This is a genomic window from Phyllobacterium pellucidum, from assembly GCF_013327855.1.
Lineage (GTDB): Bacteria > Pseudomonadota > Alphaproteobacteria > Rhizobiales > Rhizobiaceae > Phyllobacterium > Phyllobacterium pellucidum.
On the sequence record NZ_JABUMX010000001.1, the window covers coordinates 1,344,515 to 1,369,154 of the forward strand.

28 protein-coding genes, 1 pseudogene and 1 riboswitch are annotated in these 24,640 nt (G+C 59.4%); of the genes and pseudogenes, 10 read left to right on the top strand and 19 right to left on the bottom strand.

The genetic code is table 11. From position 1 onward, the window contains the following. Positions 1–40: 40 nt before the first annotated feature. Genes HQ945_RS06635 through HQ945_RS06645 form a run of 3 tightly spaced genes read right to left on the bottom strand, consistent with a single transcriptional unit; the run spans position 41 to position 2,737 of the window. Complete coding sequence (locus HQ945_RS06635) at positions 41–712, bottom strand: YdcF family protein (RefSeq protein ID WP_174207824.1); 672 nt, start codon at positions 710–712, stop codon at positions 41–43. Then, the gene (locus HQ945_RS06640) at positions 709–1,521 is read right to left on the bottom strand and encodes a glycosyltransferase (RefSeq protein ID WP_091950859.1); all 813 of its coding nucleotides are present in this window, start codon (positions 1,519–1,521) and stop codon (positions 709–711) included. The genes HQ945_RS06635 and HQ945_RS06640 overlap by 4 nt, the downstream gene beginning before the upstream one ends. Before the next feature lie 43 nt (positions 1,522–1,564). Next, on the bottom strand, positions 1,565–2,737 hold the full coding sequence (locus HQ945_RS06645; RefSeq protein ID WP_091920219.1) for an MraY family glycosyltransferase: 1,173 nt from the start codon (positions 2,735–2,737) through the stop codon (positions 1,565–1,567). A 478-nt stretch (positions 2,738–3,215) separates the two neighbouring features. On the opposite strand from HQ945_RS06645, the gene HQ945_RS06650 reads away from it, so the two are divergent. Then, on the top strand, positions 3,216–3,983 hold the full coding sequence (locus HQ945_RS06650; protein ID WP_162737147.1) for a helix-turn-helix domain-containing protein: 768 nt from the start codon (positions 3,216–3,218) through the stop codon (positions 3,981–3,983). Between the two features lie 15 nt (positions 3,984–3,998). Here HQ945_RS06650 and HQ945_RS06655 read toward each other — a convergent pair whose 3' ends face one another. Next, positions 3,999–5,183, bottom strand: a complete 1,185-nt coding sequence (locus HQ945_RS06655; protein WP_174207825.1) for an MFS transporter — start codon at positions 5,181–5,183, stop codon at positions 3,999–4,001. A 120-nt stretch (positions 5,184–5,303) separates the two neighbouring features. Between HQ945_RS06655 and HQ945_RS06660 the strand changes: the two genes are divergently transcribed. From HQ945_RS06660 to HQ945_RS06670, 3 genes are read left to right on the top strand one after another with little or no spacing between them, the layout of a single operon-like run. Then, complete coding sequence (locus HQ945_RS06660) at positions 5,304–5,675, top strand: ArsR/SmtB family transcription factor (RefSeq protein WP_174207826.1); 372 nt, start codon at positions 5,304–5,306, stop codon at positions 5,673–5,675. Beyond that, complete coding sequence (locus HQ945_RS06665; RefSeq protein WP_174207827.1) at positions 5,675–6,076, top strand: (R)-mandelonitrile lyase; 402 nt, start codon at positions 5,675–5,677, stop codon at positions 6,074–6,076. The genes HQ945_RS06660 and HQ945_RS06665 overlap by 1 nt, the downstream gene beginning before the upstream one ends. Positions 6,077–6,121: 45 nt before the next feature. Then, positions 6,122–6,310 carry a hypothetical protein gene (locus tag HQ945_RS06670; RefSeq protein ID WP_027230559.1) on the top strand — a complete coding sequence of 63 codons (189 nt, stop codon included), beginning with the start codon at positions 6,122–6,124 and terminating at the stop codon, positions 6,308–6,310. A gap of 3 nt (positions 6,311–6,313) precedes the next feature. Here HQ945_RS06670 and HQ945_RS06675 read toward each other — a convergent pair whose 3' ends face one another. Beyond that, on the bottom strand, positions 6,314–6,556 hold the full coding sequence (locus tag HQ945_RS06675; RefSeq protein ID WP_174207828.1) for a hypothetical protein: 243 nt from the start codon (positions 6,554–6,556) through the stop codon (positions 6,314–6,316). Positions 6,557–6,672: 116 nt separating this feature from the next. On the opposite strand from HQ945_RS06675, the gene HQ945_RS06680 reads away from it, so the two are divergent. Next, the gene (locus HQ945_RS06680; RefSeq protein WP_174207829.1) at positions 6,673–7,566 is read left to right on the top strand and encodes a LysR substrate-binding domain-containing protein; all 894 of its coding nucleotides are present in this window, start codon (positions 6,673–6,675) and stop codon (positions 7,564–7,566) included. On the opposite strand, the gene HQ945_RS06685 is transcribed toward HQ945_RS06680, so the two are convergent. Next, positions 7,563–7,724, bottom strand: a complete 162-nt coding sequence (locus tag HQ945_RS06685; RefSeq protein ID WP_091920228.1) for a Thivi_2564 family membrane protein — start codon at positions 7,722–7,724, stop codon at positions 7,563–7,565. The two genes, HQ945_RS06680 and HQ945_RS06685, sit on opposite strands and share 4 nt — an antisense overlap. A gap of 164 nt (positions 7,725–7,888) precedes the next feature. Between HQ945_RS06685 and HQ945_RS06690 the strand changes: the two genes are divergently transcribed. Both HQ945_RS06690 and HQ945_RS06695 read left to right on the top strand, forming a co-directional pair. Next, positions 7,889–8,305 (top strand): VOC family protein, encoded by a 417-nt coding sequence (locus HQ945_RS06690; protein WP_174207830.1) that lies wholly within the window; start codon positions 7,889–7,891, stop codon positions 8,303–8,305. Positions 8,306–8,311: 6 nt separating this feature from the next. Further along, positions 8,312–9,199 (top strand): DMT family transporter, encoded by an 888-nt coding sequence (locus HQ945_RS06695; protein ID WP_174207831.1) that lies wholly within the window; start codon positions 8,312–8,314, stop codon positions 9,197–9,199. On the opposite strand, the gene HQ945_RS06700 is transcribed toward HQ945_RS06695, so the two are convergent. Together HQ945_RS06700 and HQ945_RS06705 are read right to left on the bottom strand one after the other, a co-directional pair. Further along, complete coding sequence (locus HQ945_RS06700; RefSeq protein ID WP_174207832.1) at positions 9,190–10,056, bottom strand: protein-L-isoaspartate O-methyltransferase family protein; 867 nt, start codon at positions 10,054–10,056, stop codon at positions 9,190–9,192. The two genes, HQ945_RS06695 and HQ945_RS06700, sit on opposite strands and share 10 nt — an antisense overlap. A 14-nt stretch (positions 10,057–10,070) precedes the next feature. Next, a complete protein-coding gene (locus HQ945_RS06705; RefSeq protein ID WP_174207833.1) occupies positions 10,071–11,009 on the bottom strand; it encodes a LysR family transcriptional regulator in 939 nt (312 codons plus the stop codon). A 160-nt stretch (positions 11,010–11,169) separates the two neighbouring features. Between HQ945_RS06705 and HQ945_RS06710 the strand changes: the two genes are divergently transcribed. Further along, complete coding sequence (locus tag HQ945_RS06710) at positions 11,170–12,354, top strand: MFS transporter (protein WP_174207834.1); 1,185 nt, start codon at positions 11,170–11,172, stop codon at positions 12,352–12,354. 15 nt (positions 12,355–12,369) lie between these two features. Then, positions 12,370–13,194, top strand: coding sequence for an aldo/keto reductase (locus HQ945_RS06715; protein ID WP_113280235.1), 825 nt, complete (start codon positions 12,370–12,372; stop codon positions 13,192–13,194). Positions 13,195–13,311: 117 nt separating this feature from the next. Here the strand turns inward: HQ945_RS06715 and HQ945_RS06720 are convergent, their stop codons facing one another. From HQ945_RS06720 to HQ945_RS06745, 6 genes are all read right to left on the bottom strand, one after another. Then, positions 13,312–14,139 carry a D-alanyl-D-alanine carboxypeptidase family protein gene (locus tag HQ945_RS06720; protein WP_051614826.1) on the bottom strand — a complete coding sequence of 276 codons (828 nt, stop codon included), beginning with the start codon at positions 14,137–14,139 and terminating at the stop codon, positions 13,312–13,314. 192 nt (positions 14,140–14,331) lie between these two features. After that, the gene (locus HQ945_RS06725; RefSeq protein ID WP_174207835.1) at positions 14,332–15,378 is read right to left on the bottom strand and encodes an L-idonate 5-dehydrogenase; all 1,047 of its coding nucleotides are present in this window, start codon (positions 15,376–15,378) and stop codon (positions 14,332–14,334) included. Next, a complete protein-coding gene (locus tag HQ945_RS06730; protein ID WP_113280233.1) occupies positions 15,375–16,781 on the bottom strand; it encodes a TRAP transporter large permease in 1,407 nt (468 codons plus the stop codon). Before HQ945_RS06730 ends, HQ945_RS06725 begins: the two co-directional genes overlap by 4 nt. Before the next feature lie 3 nt (positions 16,782–16,784). Further along, positions 16,785–17,357: a TRAP transporter small permease gene (locus tag HQ945_RS06735; protein ID WP_113280232.1), complete on the bottom strand. Its 573-nt coding sequence runs from the start codon at positions 17,355–17,357 to the stop codon at positions 16,785–16,787. Positions 17,358–17,426: 69 nt separating this feature from the next. Then, positions 17,427–18,404 carry a sialic acid TRAP transporter substrate-binding protein SiaP gene (locus HQ945_RS06740; RefSeq protein WP_113280231.1) on the bottom strand — a complete coding sequence of 326 codons (978 nt, stop codon included), beginning with the start codon at positions 18,402–18,404 and terminating at the stop codon, positions 17,427–17,429. A 23-nt stretch (positions 18,405–18,427) separates the two neighbouring features. Further along, entirely contained in the window at positions 18,428–19,180 is a 753-nt protein-coding gene (locus HQ945_RS06745; protein ID WP_091950778.1) for a FadR/GntR family transcriptional regulator, read from the bottom strand. A 295-nt stretch (positions 19,181–19,475) separates the two neighbouring features. Between HQ945_RS06745 and HQ945_RS22815 the strand changes: the two are divergent. Then, positions 19,476–19,898: pseudogene (locus HQ945_RS22815) on the top strand (transglycosylase SLT domain-containing protein); the annotation flags it as partial. A gap of 202 nt (positions 19,899–20,100) precedes the next feature. Here HQ945_RS22815 and thiD read toward each other — a convergent pair. The 5 genes from thiD to HQ945_RS06775 all read right to left on the bottom strand — a co-directional run bounded on the left by thiD (position 20,101) and on the right by HQ945_RS06775 (position 24,526). Further along, positions 20,101–20,895 (bottom strand): bifunctional hydroxymethylpyrimidine kinase/phosphomethylpyrimidine kinase, encoded by a 795-nt coding sequence (gene thiD, locus HQ945_RS06755; protein ID WP_113280229.1) that lies wholly within the window; start codon positions 20,893–20,895, stop codon positions 20,101–20,103. After that, entirely contained in the window at positions 20,892–21,554 is a 663-nt protein-coding gene (gene thiE / locus HQ945_RS06760; protein ID WP_113280290.1) for a thiamine phosphate synthase, read from the bottom strand. The genes thiD and thiE overlap by 4 nt, the downstream gene beginning before the upstream one ends. 14 nt (positions 21,555–21,568) lie before the next feature. Beyond that, the gene (locus HQ945_RS06765) at positions 21,569–22,531 is read right to left on the bottom strand and encodes an ABC transporter substrate-binding protein (RefSeq protein WP_113280228.1); all 963 of its coding nucleotides are present in this window, start codon (positions 22,529–22,531) and stop codon (positions 21,569–21,571) included. A gap of 32 nt (positions 22,532–22,563) precedes the next feature. Further along, positions 22,564–23,307 carry an ABC transporter permease gene (locus HQ945_RS06770; RefSeq protein ID WP_246272560.1) on the bottom strand — a complete coding sequence of 248 codons (744 nt, stop codon included), beginning with the start codon at positions 23,305–23,307 and terminating at the stop codon, positions 22,564–22,566. Positions 23,308–23,415: 108 nt separating this feature from the next. Then, positions 23,416–23,518: riboswitch (TPP riboswitch) on the bottom strand. Positions 23,519–23,566: 48 nt separating this feature from the next. After that, the gene (locus HQ945_RS06775) at positions 23,567–24,526 is read right to left on the bottom strand and encodes a TadE/TadG family type IV pilus assembly protein (protein WP_162737146.1); all 960 of its coding nucleotides are present in this window, start codon (positions 24,524–24,526) and stop codon (positions 23,567–23,569) included. Positions 24,527–24,640: the final 114 nt, after the last annotated feature.

Here is a 24,640-nt window from a genome sequence, read left to right on the forward strand (position 1 = left end):
ATTCTGTTTGATACCCTGTGCCACGTTTGCCGAGTTACATTCATGCCCGGACCTCCCGCGATGGGAACGGCGCCGGCACGAATGTCGAATTGAGACCCAGCCAACCGCGCACGGTATACCAAATCAATTTCGGGAATTCCTTTTGCAGGTAGGTGTCGGTGCCGATCGCCAGTTTCCACAGGGGCTGCAGATTTGTCACCGGGACGGACAGCCAGTGAACGTCCGGCGACGCGGCATGGAAACTTGTGATCGCTCGCCGCGAAGCATACCAGCTTGTCACCACGATGCCGCTGCGAGCGCCCATTCGCTTCACGTAGGGAGCCGAATAGAGCGCGTTTTCCCATGTCGTGCCGGACTGACACTCAACGTCGATGGCCTTCTCATCGACGCCGCGCTCTACCATTGCGGTCTTGATCCAGTAGCAATCGCCATCGCCGCTGATAAGGACGCGCGGCGCAAACTTGCCGAGCCACAGGCTGGCGGCAAGCTTGGCGCGCGCCGGGCCGTCGCCGCCAAGGACGACGATCACGTCGACTTTGGCCGGCTGGTCCTGAATGGTCAGGAACTTCTGCGCGAGGAGCGGAAGCGACAGCACGGAAAGAACTGTCAGGACCGCAACAAGCCCGATGGCCGGAAAGAGATACTCCCGTAACGGCAGGCGTCGCACGCGCTCGTCCGATACCGTCACGGAATGCGCGTTGACTGCGGTCATATCGAAAGGCCAAGCTCTCGCCGCTGCAGTTCCCGCATCTTTATAACGATCATATATTCGTATGACGCAATGAGGCGGCAGTAATGATAGCCCTGCCATCCGTCGAGAAATCCGCCGCGAAGAAAGTACATGTAGGCAAATCGTGCCAGCGGCCGGAAAGGAAGACGATAGGAGAATTCCTTGAGCGCCCTGCGCCTTGCTTCCGGCGTGGCGCTGAAGAAGCTGTGCCAGGGGATGCTTTTGCTGCGCAGGATCTGCAGGGATTCGCGCGCTTCAAAGCCGGAATAGCGGTTGTGCTTATCGAACCAAGCCGCCATGCCCTTGTTGAAGCTGTAGTGGATGAAATGCGACTTCAGGCGGCCTGTCGGACCATCGCCAACCGGTCGGGAGTGGCACTCGCGCTCATATTGGATACGTTCAGGACGTGCAAGCCGCGTGATCCAGGTCGGGTAGAGGCTCGAGTGCTTGACCCAGCGTCCCATGAACATGTTCTTGTAGCGGGCGCTGAACATCGCCTCAGGACGGTTCGGATCAGCGGCGATCGCCAGCATCTCGTCGCGCAAATCGTCAGGCGTTATCTCGTCGGCATCGGGCATATAGACCCATTCGTGCTTGAACTCGATCTCCTTCAGCCCATACATGCGCTGCTTGGTTTCGGTTTCATATTTGTGCTGATAGACGCGGGCTCCGGCGGCCTTGGCGATCTCGACGGTGCGGTCGGTGCTGAACGAATCCAGCACGACGATATCGTCACACCAGCTGAGGGATGCCAGGCAGGCCGGCAGGCACTCTTCTTCGTTGAGGGTCATGATCAATGCAGAAATCACTGTCTCGCTCCGGTTTCTTGGGTCGTCAAACTGCGTCCGAAAGGATGCCAGGCCGGGTGGGCTTGGCCGGTTGCACGGACGTGTGGGTTAAATTGAGGTCGGGCCGAATAGCGCTTGCCGAAACGGCCGAGATTTTCTGCACCGGCGCCAGCGGGCGCTGAACGGTCGTCGAGCGCCCCGACAGCGTTGCGTAGACGAAGGCGCTGTGCACGAGGAACGGCACCACCAACGCCAGTGTCATGGCAAGGTTCGAGATGCCGAGAATGATGCCGAGGCACCCTATGCCTCCGCACACCGCCGAAGCCGCAACGATCGTCAGTGTGGTTTTCGCAGGCGGGATCGCGCGGTCGAGCAGGAGGTGGTGGAGATGCCAGCGATCAGCAGCAAGCGGGCTGCGGCCGGCATGGACCCTGCGCACGATCAGGCTCAACGTATCGATGACCGGAACAATGACGATCCAGAGCAGCACGGTGAAAGCTATGTTGGCGTGGATGGACAGGGTTATGATGAAATAGGCAATGACCGCACCAAGCGCGGTGCTTCCGGCATCGCCGAGAAATATCTTGGCGCGCGCGAGCCATGGGCTGCGCATGTTGAAGGCAAGAAACCCTCCCACAGCCGCAAGAAGCACCAGCATTGGCAGGATCAGCTCCGTCACGCCCTTAAAGCCAGCAATAACCGACAGCCATAACAGGGCGACTGCGGCGCAGCCGCCAGCAAGGCCATCGACGCCGTCGATCATGTTCCAGGCATTGATAAGACCTATGACGAAGAGAATCGCGACGATGGTTAGAAGCGGAAACGATATGGCCAGCAGCGCTGGCGGCAGGGCAATGCCGGTGACAATAGTAGCTCCGGAAAAAGGATTGACCAGCGTCAGGGCAACCAGAAACTGCGCAGCCAGGCGACGCACGGCCGGCAGATCGACGCGGTCATCGGTTATGCCGACCACCAAAGTTACGAAAAGACCTGCCCAAAAATTGACGGGAAGCGACGGCGCGTGGTCGTGCAACATCATGACGAGCGCAAAGGTTGCAAAGATAGCAATGCCGCCGCAGAGCGGCACGACGCCATCGTGCAATTTGCGCCGGTCGGGATGATCGACGAGGGCGAACACAGGCGACACCCGTTTCAAGATTACGACCAGCGCAGCACTTACAATCAATGCTGCAAAACAATTGGTGATCCATGCAAACAAGGCGCACCCCCGCGAATTGAACACTCGCCATGCAAGGTGTGTTCACCTGTCACGGCCAAACCGAGTGGATTTTGGAAAACAGTACCGGCGGGAGTGATTGCGCGCCATTTAGGAGAAGTGAGAAGAGGTTCCACCTGATGGATGAACCCGGCTCGAACTTGTGTGTCCCTTTGGTGGAGTGAAAGAACTTCGCTCGTGGGAAAACAAGCGCTTCCCGTGACCTGTTAGCCGAACGCGTCAACCCCGAAATGATCGGAATAGACGTGTCCGGCCTCGCGCGCGCGTACATCGCACCTTCGCGTCACGCCCGCGTCACGTTTGGTCCATTACCCTTGCCGATTAACATGAAATACAAGGGGTTAGCCGCAACGAATCGGCCTTGGGACGGGGGCGATTCCAATCGAATCATAACAAAATCTGGCGGCTTTTTTCTCATCAAATGGCGTAGGGTAGGATCATGAGTGTGACGGTGGCGCGTATGAGGACTGACCAAATCCAAAACGGCTCCCCGAACGAGGGCGGAGCGAATTTCAAGAGCGGCATCCTCATCTATGCCGAGGCTGGCGTCGTTTTCCAGGGCCTTGTGCAATCACTCGAACGAACGTTTCCCGATCTCAAGGTCGACCTTTCGAACAAGCTTGCCGACTCCGGCGAAAACGACGACGCAATCGGCCTGGTCATGATCCACGCCGATTTTGTCTCCGACCTCATCGACTGTATCGCGCGCTGCAAAATACGCTTTCCCGATGCTTACGTGACATTGATGATCGATGACACGAGTGCGTCCATTCCGGAATTCAACACGCTCTTCGACAATAATCTGGTTCAGGGCCTCCTGCCTTTCAGCCTGAAGCTTGATGCGTGGCTGGCGGTCGTCTGGCTGATGCTCAACGGCGGCGAATATTATCCGTCAACGATTGTTCGCTCGATGGCAAAGGCTGCAAACGGCACACAGGTCAAGGCTCAGACGCCGTTCAGCGCCCAGCCGAAGCATACTTCAATGAATGCCTGGCCGGTAAAGACCCTGACCCTGCGCGAACACGAGATTTTGCAGCTTCTCTCCGAGGGTTTGCAGAACAAGATCATTGCCGACCGCCTTGCCCTTTCGGTGCATACGGTCAAGGTGCATGTTCACAATCTCATCCGCAAATTGCGCGCGCACAACCGCACCCAGGCGACGGCGATCTATCGCGACAGCATGGAGCATCACGGTCTGAAGCCCTTCGATACGACGGTCGTTCACTAGAGAACGAGGACTGCACTAGCCAAATCGAGCCATCGACAATTTCTCCTTGCGGGACGTCGCGCCCGCAAACCGGAGCACTGCAAGCCCCAGCACCGGGAAGAGCGCGCCCAGCCAGCCAAGATGGATCAGCCCGACATGGGAAAGGATCTGGCCGCCTATCATCGACCCGAATGCAACGCCGAGGTAGAGCGCGGAGAAGTTGAGCGAGAGTGCCAATGGCGCGCTTTCCGGCGCGATGGTCAGGATCCGGCTCGCCTGCGCCGGCGGGAACATCCAGGCGATCACGCCCCAGACGAACATGTGCGCGATGAGAACGGGACCGGCGATTTCGTGCGGCAATTGCATGATCCAACTTACGGTCGCCAGCACCATGGCATTGAGGACCGAGGCAGCGACGACAGTGCGGGTCGCACCGAGCCGGTCAGCCAACTGGCCTCCCAAAAAATTACCGATGGCCGCGCCGATACCGAACGATAGGAGAACCACGGGCAGCATCGACTTGCCAAGGCCGACGCCGTCAACGGCAATCGCTGCAATATAGGTGTAAACCGCAAAAGCGCCGGTCATGTAGAGCAGCGTGGTCAGCAGCGCCGGCACGAGGCCGGGGTGGCGGATCACTGAAAGGCGCTGGGACAGAGTAAGTCGGTCTGCGTAAAGTCCACGCGGCAAAAGCGACCAGACGACAACCGCTGCAATCAGACCGATCAGCGCGATGAAGGCATAGGTGCCGCGCCATCCGGCAAAAGCGCTGATAGCAGCGCCAAGCGGTGCGCCGAACGCGACAGCAAGGGTGGTGCCGCCGACGACGGCAGCAACCGCGCGGGCACGATGATGGGCTTCCGAAATGGCGACCGCTGTTGCCTGCGCCGTCGCCGCGTATAGACCAGCGGTCACTGCAATCAGGAGGCGGGCAAGCAGGAGAAGCAGATATGTCGGCGAAACGGCGGCGCACAGCGCGCCAACTACGAAGACCGTCGCGCTGCCGGCCAGAATCGTGCGGCGGTCGAGCGAGCCGGTGAGCGCGGCAACAACCGGGGCTCCGATCGCATAGGCAAACGCATAGGCCACGACAAGATAGCCGGCCTGGACCAAAGTGACGCCCGTATCGCCAGCGATCTGCGGCAGAAGACTTGCCGCGACGAATGCCTCGATACCGATGGCGAATGCACCAAGCGCTAATCCGAAAAGACGAATATCCATGGAGGTCACCTAAATGTTCAATGAACGTTGAACTAACGCCTGGGCCTTGCAGGAGTCAAGCTTTAAGTTCAACAAATATTGAACATTGAAAACTCTCCTGCCAATTGCTATTAAATTCGTATGACAGAATATCTCGATCACCCCACGGCCGAAGACATCGCGCTACCGGCCGTCCTGACCGCTCTTGGCGACGAAACCCGCCTTGCCATCATCGCAATTCTTGCCCGCAACGGCGAAAAAGCGATGACTTGCGGCCAGTTTTTGCAGCTGGGTTCCAAGACGGCCATCAGCTATCATGTGGCAAAGCTGCGCGAGGCCGGCATTATTCATGTGCGCCGGGACGGCACACGCCGCCTCCTGACATTGCGCCGCGACGACCTGGAGCATCGGTTCCCGGGATTTCTGGATTCGGTGGTCACGTCGGCTGTGGCAATGCAAACGCCTGAGGTTTTGGACTATCCGGCAGCACCGGAAACTGCGCGAGGTATGTGATGGAAATCAAAGCAATTGGCTCGGTCGCTTCGCGTCGTGCCCCGGAGGAATATTTCACCGGAACGGTCTGGCAGGACCCTATCATCGAAACGCCCGCCCCAGCGCGGCTTCAAGCTGTTCTTGTGCTCTTCGAGCCCGGGGCTAGGACCGCCTGGCACACCCATCCGCTAGGACAAACGCTGCACGTGGTTTCGGGAAAAGGGCTCGTGCAGGTGTGGGGCGAACCGATCCGCGAAATCCGCGCCGGCGATACGGTGTGGATTCCGCCGGGCGAAAAGCATTGGCATGGCGCCGGGCCTGACACCCTCATGGCGCACCTTGCCATGCAGGAGAGGCTTGAAGGCAAGGCTGCGGAGTGGCTGGAAAAGGTCTCTGACAATCAATACTCCGGCCAGGAATAATCTGTTATCATAAACTACTCAGTGTACGGCGTGAAAGGACACAACATGGCATTCGAAGACATCAAGGCGCAAATTGCCCTCTTGCTCGAAGCGATGGTCCAGCGGCCCACCGATGCCCATGAAATTCACGAGAACCTGCGTGAAAAGCTCAACGAACTCCGGGCCATGGGCATGCCCTTGCCCGATGACCTTGTTGCACTGGAAAAGCAGCTCGAAACCGATTTCGACTCCTAGACTCTAAAGAAACCGCTTCGGACCGTCTCGCAGCAACGCGCCAAGATCATCCTCCCCCGCGCGCTCGCCGCGGGCCGGACGGCCGTCAATCACGCCGATATCGCGCAGCATGTGATCGGAAAACTCTTCGGCGTCGATTCTGACGGGGCGGCGTTCGACCGGGTTTTGGCGCCCGGGCTTGGTCAGAAGGCCGCGAAGCGTCAAGTGGCCGACGGTACGAGCGGCGTGGGTTGTCATCGTGGTCATTGTCTCAACTCCAATGGCGATTTTAGTCTTGGGTGATGCGAACATGCGCCCGTTCCGCCTTGTTTTCCAACAAAACGCCAAGTAGCATGCATAAGCAGAGCTTATGTGAGACGTGAATGAACCTACCTCCCCTTGCTTCCATCCGGGTGTTTGAGGCCGCCGCCCGCCACGGTAGTTTCACCAAGGCCGCGGAAGAACTCGGCATGACCCAGGCTGCGGTCAGCTATCAGATCAAGCTTCTCGAGGAGCGCATCGGCGCGCAATTGTTCCTGCGCCGCCCGCGCCAAGTCACCCTGACGGAGGTCGGCGCCCGCTTGTCGCCGGTCATCAGCGACGCGTTCGACATGATGCGGGCGGCCATAGCTGCGACGCGCGAGAATGCCGACGGCGTATTGACCATCAGCACGATCCCGACATTCGCTGCGAACTGGCTCGTGCCGCGGCTTGGATCATTCCAACTCGCGCAACCAAACCTGGCCGTGCGCCTGCAGGCGAACCGGGAAATCATTGATTTTTCGAGGCAAGACGCCGATATCGGCATACGTTCGGGCAGCGGCAAATGGCCGGGCCTCGTCGCGCACCGTATTTTCGATGCCGATTTCACGCCCATGCTCAGTCCCAAGCTTGCCGCGTCGATTGGGGGCGTGAAATCACCCGAGGACCTTCTGAGGCTGACGATCGTCGATCCCGGCGATCCGTGGTGGCGCCTGTGGTTCAATGCGGCGGGAATTGCCGATCCCGATCTGCGCGGCGACCCCCGCAGCCGTTTCGGCGATCAGCACCTTGAAGGCAAAGCGGTCATTGCCGGCCAAGGGGTCGGCATTCTTACCCCGGCCTTCTACGAAACCGAGCTTGCACAAGGCCTGCTTATCCAGCCGTTCAATATTGTCGGCACTGCCGACCACTATTACTGGCTTGTTTATCCGGAGGCGCGGCGCAACGTGCCCAAAATCCGCGCCTTCCGGGACTGGCTTCTCGGCCAGTTGGAGCCTACTGCTGAAGAGGCTTAGAAGACCGCGAGATACTTCAGCAGCGAAATGATGCCGATCACAATGACGATGACCTGGGCGATCTGCTTCGCGCGCCCGTCAAGCGGCAGCATCTGGATGAGGTAAAGAACGAGGAAGATCACCAGAACGGTGATCAAGAGACTGATCAAAATTGACATTATAAACTTCCTGTTTTTGGGGAACCATATGAGTGTAGCCTCAGATAACTCCTTGCTTTCTATATTGGTTCCATGAAATCCATGACTTGGCAGCGGAATAGGTTTGTTTGGCTGCTTTTTTGCTGTTAGCGTCCGCCGCACCCCGCCATAGATCAGGATTTCCCATGCGCTCGTTGTTTCACCTTGCCTACCACGTCACCGATCTCGACGAGGCAAGGCGCTTTTACGGATCAATCCTCGGTTGCGAGGAAGGACGAAGCACTGACACGTGGGTCGATTTCGATTTTTTCGGCCATCAGATTTCGCTGCACCTCGGCAAGCCGTTCGAAACCACCAACACTGGCAAGGTAGGCGACCACATGGTGCCGATGCCGCATCTCGGCGTCATCCTGCCGCTTGACGCCTGGAACGATCTGGCCGCGCGCCTCGCCAAGGCGGATGTGGAGTTCGTCATGCCGCCGACCGTGCGCTTCAAGGGCGAGTCGGGTGAGCAATGGACCATGTTCTTCCCCGATCCTTCGGGCAATCCGATCGAAGTCAAAGGTTTTGCGGATTTCGCCGGAATTTACGCCAAGCAATAATTCATCATGCCGCAATCCACACTGAAGGCTGCCCTCTGGATGATGGGATCGCTCACGGCGATCCTCATGATGGCCATATCCGGCCGCGAAGCCTCTCGCGAGCTCAATGTCTTCCAGATCATGGAGATGCGCTCGCTCATCGGTCTTGCCATGCTCTATCCGCTCGTCCGTTCTTCGGGCGGCGTCAGGGCCATGAAGACGAGCCGCATCTGGCAGCATCTCGGCCGCAACGCCGCGCATTATGCCGGACAATTCGCCTGGCTCCAGGCCCTGTCGATGATTCCGCTGGCGCAGGTCATCGCTATCGAGTTCACGACGCCGGCCTGGACCGCGCTGATGGCCGTTGCCTTCCTCGGCGAGCGCCTCAATATTTGGCGCATCCTCACAATCATCCTCGGCATTATCGGCGTGGTCATCATCGTCCGCCCCGGCATCGGTTCGGTCGAAACCGGACAACTGATCGTGCTTGGCGCCGCTTTCACCTTCGGCATTTCCTTTACGATGGTGAAATCATTGACGCGAACTGACAGCGTCGTGAAGATTATTTTCTGGATGCTGATCATCCAATCGGCGATCGGCTTCCTGCCCGCCCTGCACGTGTGGCAATGGCCGTCCTTGCACGTCCTGCCGTGGGTGGTCATCATTGCCTTTACCGGCACGTTTTCGCACTTCTGCATGGCGAAGGCGCTGCAATATGCCGACGCAACGGTGGTGATACCGATGGACTTCCTGCGGGTGCCCTTGATGGCTGTTCTCGGCTGGCTGATCTATGCGGAGCGCGTGGATATGTTCACCGCACTCGGCGCAGTCCTCATCCTCTGCGGTAATCTTCTCAATCTCAAGAACCGAACGTCTGTCCGCAACAAGGATGCCGTTTCACTGGCTCAATCGTAGGCGAGACACCAGCCCATTCCCTCAAGCCAGCAACGCTCGGGGGGTACATCGTTTGAACGGTAGAGGCGCGTCACGCGCTTAAGCTCGCCATTGCCGAATGCGATGGCAAGGGCTCTTTCGGACTCTGGATCCCGCATCCCTGCGCAGGGATAAATCGCTACGCCAGAGACCGCCCGCGCAGCGTACGCATCGCCCTCACGGGTAATGAGGAACACGGCGCCGCGGGGACGCGAGCCACGGCCGATCAGGGTGAAGCCATCATCGGTCGTGAGCGGCAGAAGAAGCCGGCCCCCGTCCTTGAGACGATCGAGCCAGCCATCATCAAGCCTGGTTGCGCCGGCATTGACGTAGATCACATCGGCGGGCTCGAACGATAGTTTCGTGCCATCCCCCTGAACGATCTCGACATTGCGGTAACCGGTGAGATATTCCTTCGCGCGCGCCGCAAGATCCGCTTCGATTTCAATGCCGAGAACCTGTCCTGAAGCTCCGGCGAGATGCGCCATGATCGCGGTGTAATAGCCCGTGCCGGTGCCGATATGAACGACCCGCTCGCCTTCGGCGATGTTTGCATACCAAAGGAGGTGGGCATGCAATGACGGTTCGCCATTGTTGATGTGCCGCTCCGGCGCGATGCCGACGAGATCATCCGTATAAAGGTGAACCGGATCGTTATCGGGGCTGAGACCAAAGCCCAGTCCGTACCTGATGATCGGCCATGGACCCGGACCGAGAAAGTCCTCCCGCGGCACCTCGGCAAAGGCCCGCTCGATGCGCGGGTCGTCCACGCCAACGCTTGCAAGCACCTTGCCGGCATAGGCTCGCCTTATGCGTTTCAAGTCTTCGGAATCAGTCATGGGCATGATCTCGATCAGCCAGCTTTCGCTGCTTCAGGAACTGAGAGTTCATCGCACGGTCCAATATTCTCTACCAGAAAATCGACGAAACTGCGGACTCTTGCCGCCAGATATTCATGACCGACGAAGACCGCATGGATGAGTTCGAGGTCGCCGGGATTATATGCCTCGAGAAGCACCTTCAGACGGCCTGCACGAAGGTCATTGATCACATGAAACAGGCCGAGCCGGGCAATTCCAAGTCCTGCGACACACATCTGCTGGGCCGTTTCACCGTTATTGGAGATGAAATTGCCAGAAACGGCCAGGAGTTCTGTTTCCTTTGATTGCGGATTACGAAAAGGCCACTCGTTCAAGGTACGGCGAAAGTTGAAATTCAGGCAATTGTGGTGCTGCAGGTCACTTGGACGCTCCGGTATGCCATGCCTGTCGAGATAGTCCGGCGAGGCGATGACCACGACGCGGCTTTCGAAGAGTTTGCGCGCCTTCAATGCCGAATTGCGCATGGGGCCGACGCGGATCGCTATGTCTGCCCGCTCCTCGATAAGGTCGACAACGCCGTCGCTCAGCGAAACATCCAGCCTGACATCGGGATATTGCTCGAGAAACTTCGGTACGAGCGGCAAAACGCAGGTGACGCCAACAGGCACCGAGGAATTGACGCGCAGCAGTCCGCGCGGCTTGGCGGATGCACCATGGGCGACCGCCCGCTCCGCCTCCTCGATCTCGGCGACGATGCGCATGGCACGCTGATGATAGACCTCGCCTTCTGGCGTGAGTTGCAAGGTGCGTGTCGAGCGGACGAGAAGCCGCGTGCCAAGCCTCTCCTCGATGCGGCTGATCATCTTGCTGACGGCAGACGGCGACAGGCCAAGGCGTCGCCCCGCCGCAGAGAAGCTGTTGAGCTCCACAGCTTGAACGAAGACGTCCATTTCTCCAGCCCGGTTATCCATCTCAGCGCCATTTGTGAACCCGCGTCACAAGTATTGCGCGTTGCACCCCGATTATCAAGGTAATCGCCGCAAGCCATATTCACTGCAACGAACTCAAGGTTCGACATATTCAATTTCGCGGCCGGTTCCCAAAGATCGCCGTTTTGAAAAGGACAGCACAATGCCTCTTGCTCTTCTGGCGTTGACGATCAGCGCCTATGCCATCGGGACGACGGAGTTCGTCATCGTTGGCCTGCTACCCACGGTCGCCAACGATCTCAACATCTCCCTGCCGCTCGCGGGCCTCATTGTCAGCGTGTACGCGCTCGGCGTGACCTTTGGCGCGCCGATCCTCACCGCTCTTACCGGCCGCATCGAGCGCAAGCCGCTGTTGCTCGGGCTGATGGTGCTCTTCATCATCGGCAACACGGCCGCGGCCCTTGCGCCAAGCTATAAGCTGCTTCTCGTCGCGCGCGTGCTCAGCGCTTTCGCCCACGGGGTTTTCTTCGCCGTAGGAGCGACCATTGCCGCCGATCTCGTTGCCCCCAACCGTCGCGCTTCCGCCATCGCCATGATGTTTCTCGGCCTTACCGTCGCGATCGTCACCGGCGTCCCGCTCGGTACCTTCATCGGCCAGCAGCTTGGCTGGCGCGCCACATTCTGGGCCGTATCTGGCCTCGGCGTCATCGCTTTCGCGGCGATTGCCATCCTCTTGCCTTCGCAGATCGCCAAGGCGGCCCCTGCCCGCCTGATCGACCAGGTGCGTGTCCTTGCGAACGGCCGTCTGCTGCTCGCCTTCGGCATGACCGCACTCGGCTATGGTGGCACCTTCGTCATGTTCACATTTCTCGCTCCAGTGCTGCAGCAGATCACGGGCTTCGGCGAATCCACTATTAGCCTCATTCTCGTGCTCTATGGCCTCGCGATCGCGGTGGGCAATATGGTGGGCGGGCGTATTGCCGATGGCAATCCAGTCGGCGCGCTGGTGGTCATGTTCGGCCTGCAGGCTGCCGTGCTTGCCCTTTTCACCATCACTGCCGTATCGCCGGTCTGGTCGCTGGTGACGCTCGCCGCCCTTGGCGCGCTCTCCTTCTCCAATGTTCCGGGGTTGCAACTCTACGTAGTACAGCTTGCAAAGGTCCACACGCCCGATACAGTCGATGTCGCCTCGGCGCTCAATATTGCCGCCTTCAACCTCGGCATAGCTGGCGGGGCATTCCTTGGTGGCATCATTGTCGCCTCCCCGCTCGGCCTTGGCGCAACGCCATGGGTCGGTGCTCTTCTCGTCGTCGGAGCCCTCGGCCTGACGCTCTGGAGCCAGATGCTCGATAGGCGCGCTTCGGCCGCAGTACTGGCCACCTGTTAAGTCAAAGGAAACACCATGTTTAACGTTAATGCCAATGGCGCAGAAATCCCCGCAATCGGCTTCGGCACCTTCCGCATGCCGGGCAGCGATGTGCTGCGCATGGTGCCGGCCGCATTGAAGCTCGGCTACCGCCACGTCGATACCGCACAGATCTACGGCAACGAGGCCGAAGTTGGCGAAGCCATTGCCAATTCGGACGTCGCTCGCGGCGATGTTTTCCTGACCACGAAGGTGTGGGTGGACAAGTATCGTCACGACGCCTTCGTCAGGTCGGTTGACGAGAGCCTCAAGAAGCTGAAGACCGATTATGTCGATCTTCTTCTCCTGCACTGGCCGCAAAGCGATGTGCCGCTTGCCGAGCGCATCGGCGCGCTCAACGAAGTGCGTGATGCCGGCAAGGTTCGCCACATCGGCGTTAGCAATTTCAACACGGCCCTGATGGCTGAAGCAGTCAAGCTCAGCAAGGCTCCGATCGTCACCAACCAGGTCGAATACCATCCCTATCTCGACCAAAGCGCCGTGCTCGACGCGGCGCGCAAGGCCGGCATGAGCATCACCGCCTATTATGCCATGGCGGACGGCAAGGTCGTCGATGACCCGGCAATCAAGGCGATCGCGGCCGCCCATGGCAAGAGCGCGGCACAGGTGGTGTTGCGTTGGCTGGTGCAGCAGCAAGGCGTGGTCGCACTGTCGAAAACTGTGAGCGCGGAACGGGCAAAGGCCAATTTCGACATCTTCGACTTCGAGCTTTCAAACGACGAGATGCAAGCGCTGCATGCCCTTGCCCGTCCGAACGGGCGGATCGTCAATCCCGGCCATCTTGCGCCGAAATGGGATTGATCGGGCGCGCATTTCGCGCCCATTCATGCTCTGAATAAAATCAATGGCGGCCCCTAAGGGACCGCCATTCGAGTTTTCGCGACCATCCTGCCGCGTTTGCGACGGTTGACCTCTGGATTATCGCGATGCCACCTGGGGAAGGTATTGGTTCACAAGGTTTACGACCTGGGCGTCGCGGCTTCGCGCCGTATCGCCGCCCATCACGACGGCAACGAGCTGTCGCCCATTGTCGCTGACCGAGGTGACGATGTTGAAGCCGGAAGCCCGTACATAGCCGGTCTTGATGCCGTCGGCGCCGTTGACCTGATCGAGGACGCGGTTGTGCCCGCGGATCAGTTTGCCGTTGAAGGCGAATTCATGCACGGCAAAGTAATAGTATTGGCCCGGATAGTGCCGTCGCAATGCAAGGCCGAGGAGGGCCATGTCGCGCGCCGTGGTGATCTGCTGCGGATCAGGCAGGCCAGAGGCGTTGTGGAAGTTGGTGCCCTTCATACCGAGGCGGCGCGCCTTCTCGGTCATCAGCGCCGCAAACTGCTCTTCGCTACCGCCGAGATATTCGGCGAGCGCGACCGCGACGTCGTTGGCCGATTTTACCACGATCGCCTTGATCGCCGTATCGACATCGATGGCCTGACCCGGGCGGACGCCGAGCTTGCTGGGCGCCTGCGAGGCGGCATGAGCCGACATCGGAATAAGCGTCGATTTCGTGATGCGTCCGGACTGGAGGGCTTCGAATGTGAGGTAGAGCGTCATCATCTTGGTCAATGATGCCGGAATGCGCGGCAGATCGGCGTTGGCCGAATAAAGCACGACCCCGGTACTGCCATCGACAACGACAGAAGCATATTTCTCGGAATTCAGCGGCAGGACCGCCACTGCGGACGGCGTCGGATCAAGCGTCGCTGCCGTGGTGCAACCACTTGCGACACCGAGGATCACACCCATCAAAGCCACGGATTTCGAAAACGAATACAAAGCCCTAAGAACTCGCCCCACGTTTGTCTTCCGGATCGTTCCACTCGCGACAGAAGCAGAATTCTATCGCGGGATCGTTAATAAATCGGCGTTACCGGCGCTTGGTAACCGATTTCATCGGCTTCGCCAAGCGCCGTTATGGGCACAAATCGCCGCTGCCGCCTACGCGGTCAAAACGACCTTGACGCTGCGCGAGCGGTCGAGCGCGGTCAGAAACGCCTCTGGAGCACCGCTGAGCGGATATTGAGCAGTCACCAGCCGCAGCACGTCGATCTTGCCCTCGACAATCAGTTCGACCGCCTCGAAGAACTCTTCGCCGAAGCGGAAGGTGCCGACAAGATCAAGTTCCTTGGCCATGACCGCGTTGGCCGGCACCGGGATGGTGCCACCCGCAAGATTGCCGACCTGTACAACGGTTCCGCCGCGCCGCACGGTGCGGATCGCCGAGGCCAGCCCCGCGGCGGTTCCGGAGATCTCGAAGGCGATATCGAACGGGGTCCCCTCAGCCAGCGCCGCCAGCTGCTCTTCGCCCTTCGACAGGTCGACGATCTGGTCGGCGCCAAGCTCTTCGGCAAACTTCAGCGGCGCTGCAGCGACATCGACCATCGTCACCGAGCCCGCCTCGGCATGTTTCAGGGCGAGCATTGTCAGAAGTCCGATCGGCCCGGCCCCGAAGACGATGGTTGAGAAACCCTTGACGTGGCCCGCGCGCCGCACCGCGTGCAGGCACACGGCAAGCGGCTCAGCCAGGGCGGCGGCCTCGAACGGCAAATCGGCTGGGACCTTGACGCATTGTGCCGCCGTCGCATCGAAGACGCTGGCAAATCCACCCTGCATGTGCGGGGTTTTCGAGGCCGAGCCCATGAAGTAGATATTTTCGCACAGGTTGGGGCGCCCCTCATGGCAGTAGACGCATTTTTCGCACCAGCGCGACGGGTTGACCGCAACGTGATCGCCGACAGCCACCGACGTGACGCCGCTGCCAACGGCAATCACTTCGCCGGCGATCTCATGGCCAAGGACGAGGGGTGAGGTAACGACGAAATCGCCGGTCCGCGCGTGGCGGTAATAGTGCATGTCCGAACCGCAGATGCCGCCGGCGCCGAACTTGACCCGCACCATGTTCGGTGCGAGCTCGCCAAGATCGATATCGACGACGCGAAGGTCCTCCGCGCCGAAGAGTGTTGCAGCTATGCCTTTCATACTCATCTGATCAGACCCAATTGTGTTGGCAGCCAAAGCGTAATCGCCGGGATGAAGGTTATGGCGATCAGGGCGATAAAGAGCGGCACGAGCCAGGGCAGAATCGCCATGGTGGTGCGTTCCACAGATAGTTTTGCGACCCGCGACAGGACAAACAATACCATGCCCAGCGGCGGATGCAGAAGTCCGATCATCAGGTTGAGCGTCATGATCAGGCCGAAATGCACGGGGTCGATGCCGAATTTGAGAACGAGCGGCAAAAGGATCGGTACAAGGATCGTGATCGCTGCGATCGTATCAAGGAAACAGCCGACGAAGAGCATCAACAGGTTGACGAGGATGAGGAACACCCATTTGTTGTCCGTGATGGAGAGGATCGCCGTCGACAGGAGCTGCGCTGCCTGGCTCACGGTCAACAGCCACGCGAATACCGACGCCGCCGTAACGATGAAGAGCACCGATGCCGTTGTCTCGATGGTGTCGAAACTTGCCTTGGCAAGGCTCGACAGAGTCATGGTGCGGTAGCGGACGAGCCCGAGGAATAGCGACCAGAGTACTGCAGCGACAGCCGCCTCAGTGGGCGTGAACCAGCCCATGGTCATGCCGCCAATCAGGATGACCGGGGTCATCAGGGCCATGACCGCCGAGAAGTCGAAATACCAGTCGGCGGCAAGAAGCAGCACTAGAGCGATGCCGACGGAGGCGTTGACCGATAGCCCGGTCAGGGTCAGGAGATAGATGACAAGCGGTACGCTGAAGACGACGACGATCTCAAGCGAAGCTTCGAGAAGCTGCTTGATTTCGAAGGGCGCGTCAGAGCCCCAGCGCTTGACATAGGCGAAGATGGCGACCGTGAGCATCATCAGCACTGTCATGACGACGCCGGGCACGATGCCGGCCATGAACAGCGCGCCGATCGACACATTGGCCATCATGCCGTAGATGACGAAGGGCAGCGACGGCGGAAAGATCGGGCCAAGGGTCGCAGAGGCGGCGGTCACGCCGACAGCCGCTTCAATCGGATAACCGTGATCCTTCATCGCCTTGATCTCGATGGTGCCAATGCCCGCAGCGTCGGCAAGAGCCGTACCGGACATGCCTGAGAAAATGACCGAGCCGATGATATTGACCTGCGCCAGGCCTCCCTTCATCCAGCCGACAAGCGCGACCGCAAAAGAGTAGATGCGTCCGGTAACGCCTGCCGAATTCATCAGATTGCCTGCGAGGATGAAAAACGGCACGGCGAGCAAGGGAAAGCTCTCGACGCCGGCAATCATGCGCTGCGCAACGATGATGTCGGGCGCCACGCCAAAGAAGACGAGATAAAGCACCGAGGCGACCGCCATGGAGATCGCCACCGGCACGCCGACGAGCATAAGGAAGAGAAAGGTTCCGACGAGCAACAACATGGATCAATCCTCTACCTTGTGAAATTCCTCGGGCCGCTCGAGCACCGAATAGCCGCGGCGCATATTGGCGATGAAAACCTGAACCGAGCGGAAGAGCATCAGTACGAATGCGACGAATACGGCGTAAAAGACCATATTGCGCGGCAGGTCGACCGTGACCATACGTTCCTCGGCAACGATCTGCGTGTAACGCCACATCAGCCACACGGCATAGGCGAAAAAGCCGATGCGGACGATGTCGACGAAAGTCGACAGGGCCCGGGCGACGGAAGCCGGAAGATAGTGATAGAGGACGTCGACCTGGATGTGGCGGGACAGGCGCACGCACATCACAGAGCCGAGGAAGACGACCGCGATGAGACAGTTGGTAGCTATCTCCTCTGTCCAGGCATAGCTGTTGTTAAGGACGTAACGGGTGAAGAACTGCAGAAACACGCAGCCTGTCATGAGCCAGAATACGGCGAGCGTCAGCCAGTCTTCGACAGCATAATCCGAAACGTCGGCCACCGGCGCCGCATCCTCGAAGGAATGGGCGATCTCCTCGGCCGTAACCTGTGTGTGGACTTCCTTTGCCATTGGCATTCTCCGGTCTTCGCATCCAAGTGATGGAATGCCGGGCGGAGCAGCCGCCCGGCCCCCCGCGGATTATTCCTTGATGGCGCGAATGGCTTCCCAATCGGACTTCTCGTAGCCGAAGTCCTCAAACTTCACCTTCTCCATCACCGTCTTTTCGAAGTCGGCCTTGTCGACCTCGGTCACGTTGATGCCCTTTTCCTTGAATGTCGCAACGAGCGCCTTTTCCTTCTCCTCGATATTCTTGGTCGTACGCTCGGCCGCTTCCTGCATGACGTCGCCGAAGATCTTCTTGTCCTCGTCGGACAGGCTCGACCAGAGCTGCTTGGACACAACCGTATTGAGATGGTCCACGATATGGCCGGTCAGAACGATATTCTTCTGCACCTCGTAGAACTTCTTGGCTTCGATCGTTGTCAGCGGATTTTCCTGGGCCTCGACCGTGCCGTTCTGCAGGGCGAGATAGACCTCGGCGAAGGCGATCGGCGTCGTGTTGGCGCCGCAGGCGCGCGGCATGGCGAGATAGGCAGGAACGTCCGGCACGCGGATCTTCAGGCCCTGCATGTCCGAACACTTGCTGATAGGCTTGTTGGACGTAGTTTGGCGGGTGCCGTAATAGCTGACGGCGGCGATGTGGTTGCCGGTCTTTTCCTCATAGCCAGCGGCGAGACGCTTGAAGACGTCACTTTTCGTATAGGCGATCAAATGCTCGGGACCGCGGAAAATATAGGGGAAATAGGTCACGCCGATCGGCTTGAAATCGCGCGCTGCGAAGCTCGATCCCGAAATGATGATATCGACGGTGCCGAGCTTCAGGCCCTGGTTGATGTCCGCTTCCTTGCCGAGCTGTGAAGCCGGGAAAACATCGATCTTGTAGCGCCCATTGGTGCGCTTGTTGATTTCTTCGGCGGCCCAGACGGATTCCGTGTGGAACGGCTCCGAAGTTTCATAGACGTGCGCCCATTTCAGAGCGGTCTGGGCCTGTGCCGCAGCAGCCGAAAGTGCGAGCGCGGCCACCGCTCCCATAATGGCCATAAGCTTGATCTTCATGTCCTTCTCCTCCCAGATTGAAATCAGATCGTGGTGTTTCGTGTCGAGCCTTTCGGCGGATGACCTTTCTCGCTTTCGAGTTCGTCCTCGAAGCTCCTGGAAAATCTCGATTGTGATTGTTGCAGATGGAACTGCATCGCCGCCTTGGCGCGAGCAGGATCGCCCGAAGCAATCGCATCACGAATTGCCCGGTGTTCGGCAAATGCCTCACGCCAGGAAACCGCGCTCTCGAAGTAGCTCGCAAGCCGCTCGAAAAACGGCGTCATGCGCTGATCGAAGAGCTGTCCGACGAACCGCTCGAGCACGGCATTCTCTATGATGCCGGCGATGGTGGTGTGAAACGTCCGGTCAAGCGCAATCGAAGCATGCGGATTATTGAAGGTTTTCGCCATCCTGGTCAGCACGGCATCCATGGCTTCGACCTGAACCGGCGTCACCACTTTGGCGGCTTCCTCGACGATCGCACATTCGATGAGCGAACGCGCACGCAGCAGTTCGAACGGACCTTCGAGGTCGTCCGAGGGGGCGAGCACAGGCTTTTCTTTGCGTTGATTGGTGACGTAAACGCCCGAACCCATGCGGATATGGATCAGTCCTTCGACTTCCAGCGCAATGAGCGCTTCGCGGATTGTCGGGCGGGAAACACCAAGTTCCTCGGCAAGTTCGCGTTCGCCGGGCAATCGTTCGCCAACGGCGAACGAACCGCACTCGATCAAATCACGGATCTGTTCCGCGACCTGCTGATACAGGCGGCGCGGCTGGATCGCTGCGAACATTGGACCTCCCCGCACGGCTCCTCTCCGCGCATGACTGGTAAACTGGCCTTACCAATCATTAACTGATACATTGATATATATGTTGGAGTCAACCCGGCACAACTGGCGCCTCGATCTCAGGCAATTGTTACACATTGTATCGGAAAGTGATTGCCGTCGGCACACGCGAACAAGCTAAGAGAAATCTCGATACTCTGACTTCTTCGACCGGTGACCAATGCTGCCTCAAAACCGATTGCCGCGCGCCTTCGCCGCCCTGAGCCTTGCCTTGGTTCTGGGTGCTTGCTCGACAACCGATCCGAAGCTTCCGACCGCGGCGTCGATCCCGGTTCCCGAGGCTGCGCCACGCGTGGCGGCAACTGACTCTCAGCCTTTAGCCAAGACATCCGACAAATCCGTCGATGGCCTGATCACAAAATACTCGGTCGCCTATGCTGTGCCGGAATCCCTGGTCCGCCGTGTCGTGAAGCGTGAAAGCCGATTCAATCCCCAGGCACGCAACGGGCCCTATTGGGGGCTTATGCAATTGCTCCCAGCGACTGCACGCGGCCTCGGCCATGATGGCAACGCCAAGGATCTGCTCGATGCGGAGACCAACCTCAAATACGGGGTGAAGTATCTCGCGGGCGCCTATAAGGTGGCGGACAGCAATCCGGATCAGGCCGTCCGCCTCTATTCACGCGGGTATTACTATCAGGCCAAGCAGAAGGGCATGCTCGACGTGCTCGAACCTTCGGCAGAGCCCGTACAGACCGCTCTTGTTGCGACGTCATCGGAAGCAAGCACTGCCCCCGCCGCGCAGGCGACGAGCGCCCTGATGACGCCGACCGAACTCGCCTATGCCGACGGCAAGGTGGTGTTTCCGGCGGTGATCCCGCTGCCCTTCGAGCGGCAGGATTTGCTGGCCTCCACGATCGTGCCTACCACCACCGGTGGAAATGGTGCACGGGTCCGCGCCCCCGCCCCACTCTGAGCTCACTGCCCGCGAGCATCGCTGACGTCAAGTAATCCTTGGCGTGCGCCACCGCATCGGCCAGAATCTCGCCCTTGGCCAGTTCAGCCGTGATGGCCGCGGCAAGCGTGCAGCCGGTTCCATGGTCGTTGTCCGTGGCAATGCGGGGGCTGGAAAACCATTCTTGCGTTTTTCCGTCGCACAGAAGATCGCTGCTTTCCGATCCGCTGCCATGGCCGCCCTTGATCAAGACTGTTGAAGCACCGACAGCCAGCAGAAGCTCGGCCTGGCGCACCATTTCAGCCGCATCGCCTGCGACGGGCCGCCCGGTCAGCAGGGCTGATTCCGCAAGGTTGGGTGTGACGAGGGTTGCCTTGGGGAGAAGCACCTGCCGCAACGCATCGATGGCTCCGGGTTCGAGTAGCCGATCACCTGAGGTCGCGACCATCACCGGGTCGATAACGAGCGCCCTGTCCCAGCCGCGCAGGCCGTTGGCAATGCTCTCGATCGCTGCAACTGCGGAGACCATGCCGATCTTGATCGCGGCCACGTCAATGTCTGACAGAACGGCATCGATCTGCGCGCTTATGATCGAAGGCGAGAGATTTTCGATTGCTGTCACGCCCTTCGTGTTCTGGGCGGTGATGGCTGTGATGACGCTCGCGCCGTAGACGCCAAGCGCCGAGAAGGTCTTCAGGTCCGCCTGGATACCTGCGCCGCCGCCGCTATCGGAACCGGCAATGGTCAATGCGATCGCGGTCATCGCCGTGCCTCGAGCGCCTTGTCCACTGCCTCGCGCAGTACTTGCGCAGCGGCCTTCGGGTCGACCTGCCGAAAAATGGCCGAAATGACCGCTATGCCATCGGCCCCGGCTTTGATGGCCGGTGCAGCGCGCGCGAGATCGAGGCCGGCAATAGCGCCGATCGGCAGGTCGGGCTTCTTCGCCCGAATGACCTGCGCCAGACGTTGATAGCCGTCAAAGCCGATGGGACCGTCGGGATTGTGCTTGGCCGGCGTTTCGAACAGCCCGCCGATGCAAGCATAGTCGATATCGCCAGCGATGGCGGCTTCGGCATCGGATTCGTTCTTCACCGTCAAACCGATAATCGCATCCGGGCCAAGCAGACGACGGACGTCGGCGACCAGCATGTCCTCGCGCCCGACATGGACCCCGTCGGCACCCGTGGCAAGCGCCACGTCGACCCGGTCGTTGACGACGAAAGGAACGCCGCTGCCGACCAGCGCTGTCCGGATCGCATGGGCACGTTCCACCATCTTTCGTGTTGGCGAATTCTTGTCGCGATATTGGATGATCGTGGCGCCGCCTCGCGCCGCAGCGAGCGCCAGAGCACCAAGATCTTGCTCGCCGCCAATCGCGTCGACATCGACAATGGCATTCAGCCGGAAATCTACTTTTGGCATGATCTTCTCTTTCATTAGAGCGAAGGAGGTTGGGAGAGTTCGACGGCGAGGTCGCCGACGGCGGGGATCGATTTGATCAGCCCTGCTTCGTGCAGGAAGACACCGAGGCGTTCGTAGCGGCCGCGATCGAGAGCTGCCGGCCTTTTGGCGAAGCGTGGCAGCGTGTCCGTCCACGCCTGCCTGTTCAGCGGATTGTCGAGATCCGGGTAGGCCTTGATGAAAATCTGCCAGCTCTCGTCCGGGTGATTGGTCAGATAGATTGCCCCCTTTTCAACAGCGCCAAGAAAGCGCGGCAGGCGGTTGTCGGTAACGAGATCGCGGTGCGTGACGAAGATGAGTTCGTCATAGACCGGTACGCCGTGCTCCTCGGGAAAGAAGGCGCGGCCGCCATGACCCTCCTGTGCCATCTGAGTCAGTTCAAAGTTGCGGTAGGCTCCGACCGTCGCATCGACCTGGCCCGCGATCAGCGAGGCTGAGAGGGCGAAATTGACGTTGATCAGTTCTACATCCTTGATGGACATGCCTTCGGACTTGAGCATGGCGCCGAGCATCGCATCCTCAAACCCGGAGACCGAGAAGCCGACTTTCTTGCCCCTCAAATCCTTGAGGCTTTTGATGGGACCATCCGCCAGCGTCATCACCGTGTTGAGTGGTGTTTCCACCAGCGTCCCGAAGCGCACCAGCGGCAGGCCGGCGTCATGGTCGAGATAGAGATTGGGCTGGTAGTGGATGGCGATATCAGCCTGCTTTGCCGCAACGAGGCGTGGCGGTGCGGCCGGGTCTGCCGGCGGCATCAGATTCACATCAAGGCCGGCATCGGCAAAGTATCCCTTCTCGCGGGCGATGATAAGAGGGGCGTGGTCCGGATTGACGAACCATTCGAGCAGTACCGTCAACTTGTCGGCGGCACTGGCGGGCGCGGTTGCGGCGCAGAGCGCAAGGCATATGGCGAGGATCGATAAGCGTGTGCGGAACATCAGTCGTCCTTTGTTGCGATGATGGGAGTTGCTCATGTTTGCGGCGCCCAAGGGGTAAGGCGGCGGGTCAGGGCGTCGACGAGAAAGCGCAGGATCACGGTGAGGGCGGCGAGGATCATCAGTGCCGCGAACATGGTTTCGGTCTGCATGCGGGCATTGGCTTGCAGCATGACAAAGCCGAGCCCGCGCGACGAGCCGACCCATTCGCCAATCACGGCGCCGATCGGGGCAAAGACGGCGGCGACCCGCAGGCCCGATCCGAGCGAGGGTAAGGCACTCGGAACCCGAACGAGAAGCAGGGTTGCGAGCGGCGTCGCTTGCGTGAGCGAAGCCACATCAAGCAGATCGCGGTTGGTTCGCTGCAGGCCATCGGCAAAGGCAGACGCCACGGGAAAGAAGATGATGAGGCTTGCCATCACCACCTTGGAGGCAAGTCCAAAGCCGAACCACAGAACAAGCAGCGGCGCGATGGCAAACACCGGGAGTGCCTGCAAGACAAGAAGAAGCGGCCAGACGACATGGCGAAAGGCGGGAATGGCGGCGACAAGCAGCGCGATAATAATGCCGGCGAGCGCGCCGAATGCCAGTCCAAGCAGGATCTCGATGAGCGTGATCGATGCGTTGACGCCAAGATATTGCCGCTGTTCGACCAGCGCCGACACTACCGCAATTGGCCCGGGCAGAATGAATCGCGGAGGCTGGAACAGCCAGACCACCACTTGCCAGAAAGCAGCGACGGCGGCAAGCGCCGCGACCATGCGAATAACGAGGCGCATGGTTGGCAGCTACCGCCGCAGTTCAGATGTCAGGATGTAGGGCACGCTCAGGACTCCATTGCTTTTGGAAATCCGGTCATGCGCGAAGGTGAAGCTGAAAAGGCGCGAACTTTGCTCAATTCCCGTTCCTACGCCGGCATGACCCGGATCAGGTTCAAGGGTCCAGCTCGACGCTATCTCAGCACTGTACAGTGCCCCCCTCGGAATGAAGCGATGATGGAGCGGCGCGAGATCAAAGTCAATCGCGCCGCGTCAGGTCCTAGTGGGTCAGGCGAACGTTCTCGCCGTCGACCGATTTACAGGCGGCCGTGATCTTGTAGTAGAAGTCCTGGTTGGCCCAGCCGCCGCCGTCTTCCCACGCATGGCTGTGGGGCGTGTTGTCACAATTCATCAGGTCGTCGAGCGGCGGCTTGGATCCCACCGGCAGTTGGACGCCATCGACGAACAAATGGTTGACCGTGTTCGGATCGTCGGTTTTCAGCGTGGAATTGTATTTCGAATAGCCCGACTCATTTGTGGCAATGCAATCGACGTATCGCGATTTTCCGGCGTTCTTGTCCTTGTAGCCGACATCGCAACCGTCATTTTTGATTTCCATCTTGAGGTACAGCTTGGTGTAGTCACCGAGATCGAATGTGATCGGAACATTGATATCCGGGTCTGTTTTACCGCCGCCGTTACCATTGTAGAGGTTATGGTCGGTCGCGGTGTACTTGATGGTGCCGACGACAACGTCCTTGCCATTGCGCACGACGATGATGGAAACTTTCTTGAACCAGTAGCCCGTAACCTTGTCGATCGTGATCTTGGCCGTCGTCGGCTTCAACGGCGCGAGCGCCGTGGCGTTGACGTTGATCGGCATGTTGTCCTTGTTGAGAACATGCATGAACAGGGTGCTGGTGTGGCCGCCAAGAGTGATGGAAACCTTTTGATTTTCCGTGCTGAAGTTCAAATTGATATCTTCAGCGCGCAGGCCGAGATTGGCCTGCAGAAAGGCGCGTGCCCTCGCCTCGGCGGCCGCTTTGTTGGAACCGGTAAAGACCGAGGCTGCCGCAAGCGCCGCGGCGTCGGCCGCATTCTGCAGCCGAGAACGGTCATTGCTGGCGCGGCTATAATCCACGGCGAGCCCGGCAAACCCCAGGAGCGGTACAAGCAGCAAACCGAATGTGATCGCGGTTGCGCCGCGGCGGTCTTTTATGAATTGACGTAGATACTTCATGGCCCCACTCCAGTCGATGAGCGCAACCATCAGTTGTCCGGCGTAAATGACGGCTTATGAAATTCGTTCAGATTTTCACGATCTGCCCTGGAACGGTCGTCGGGGAAGAAATGC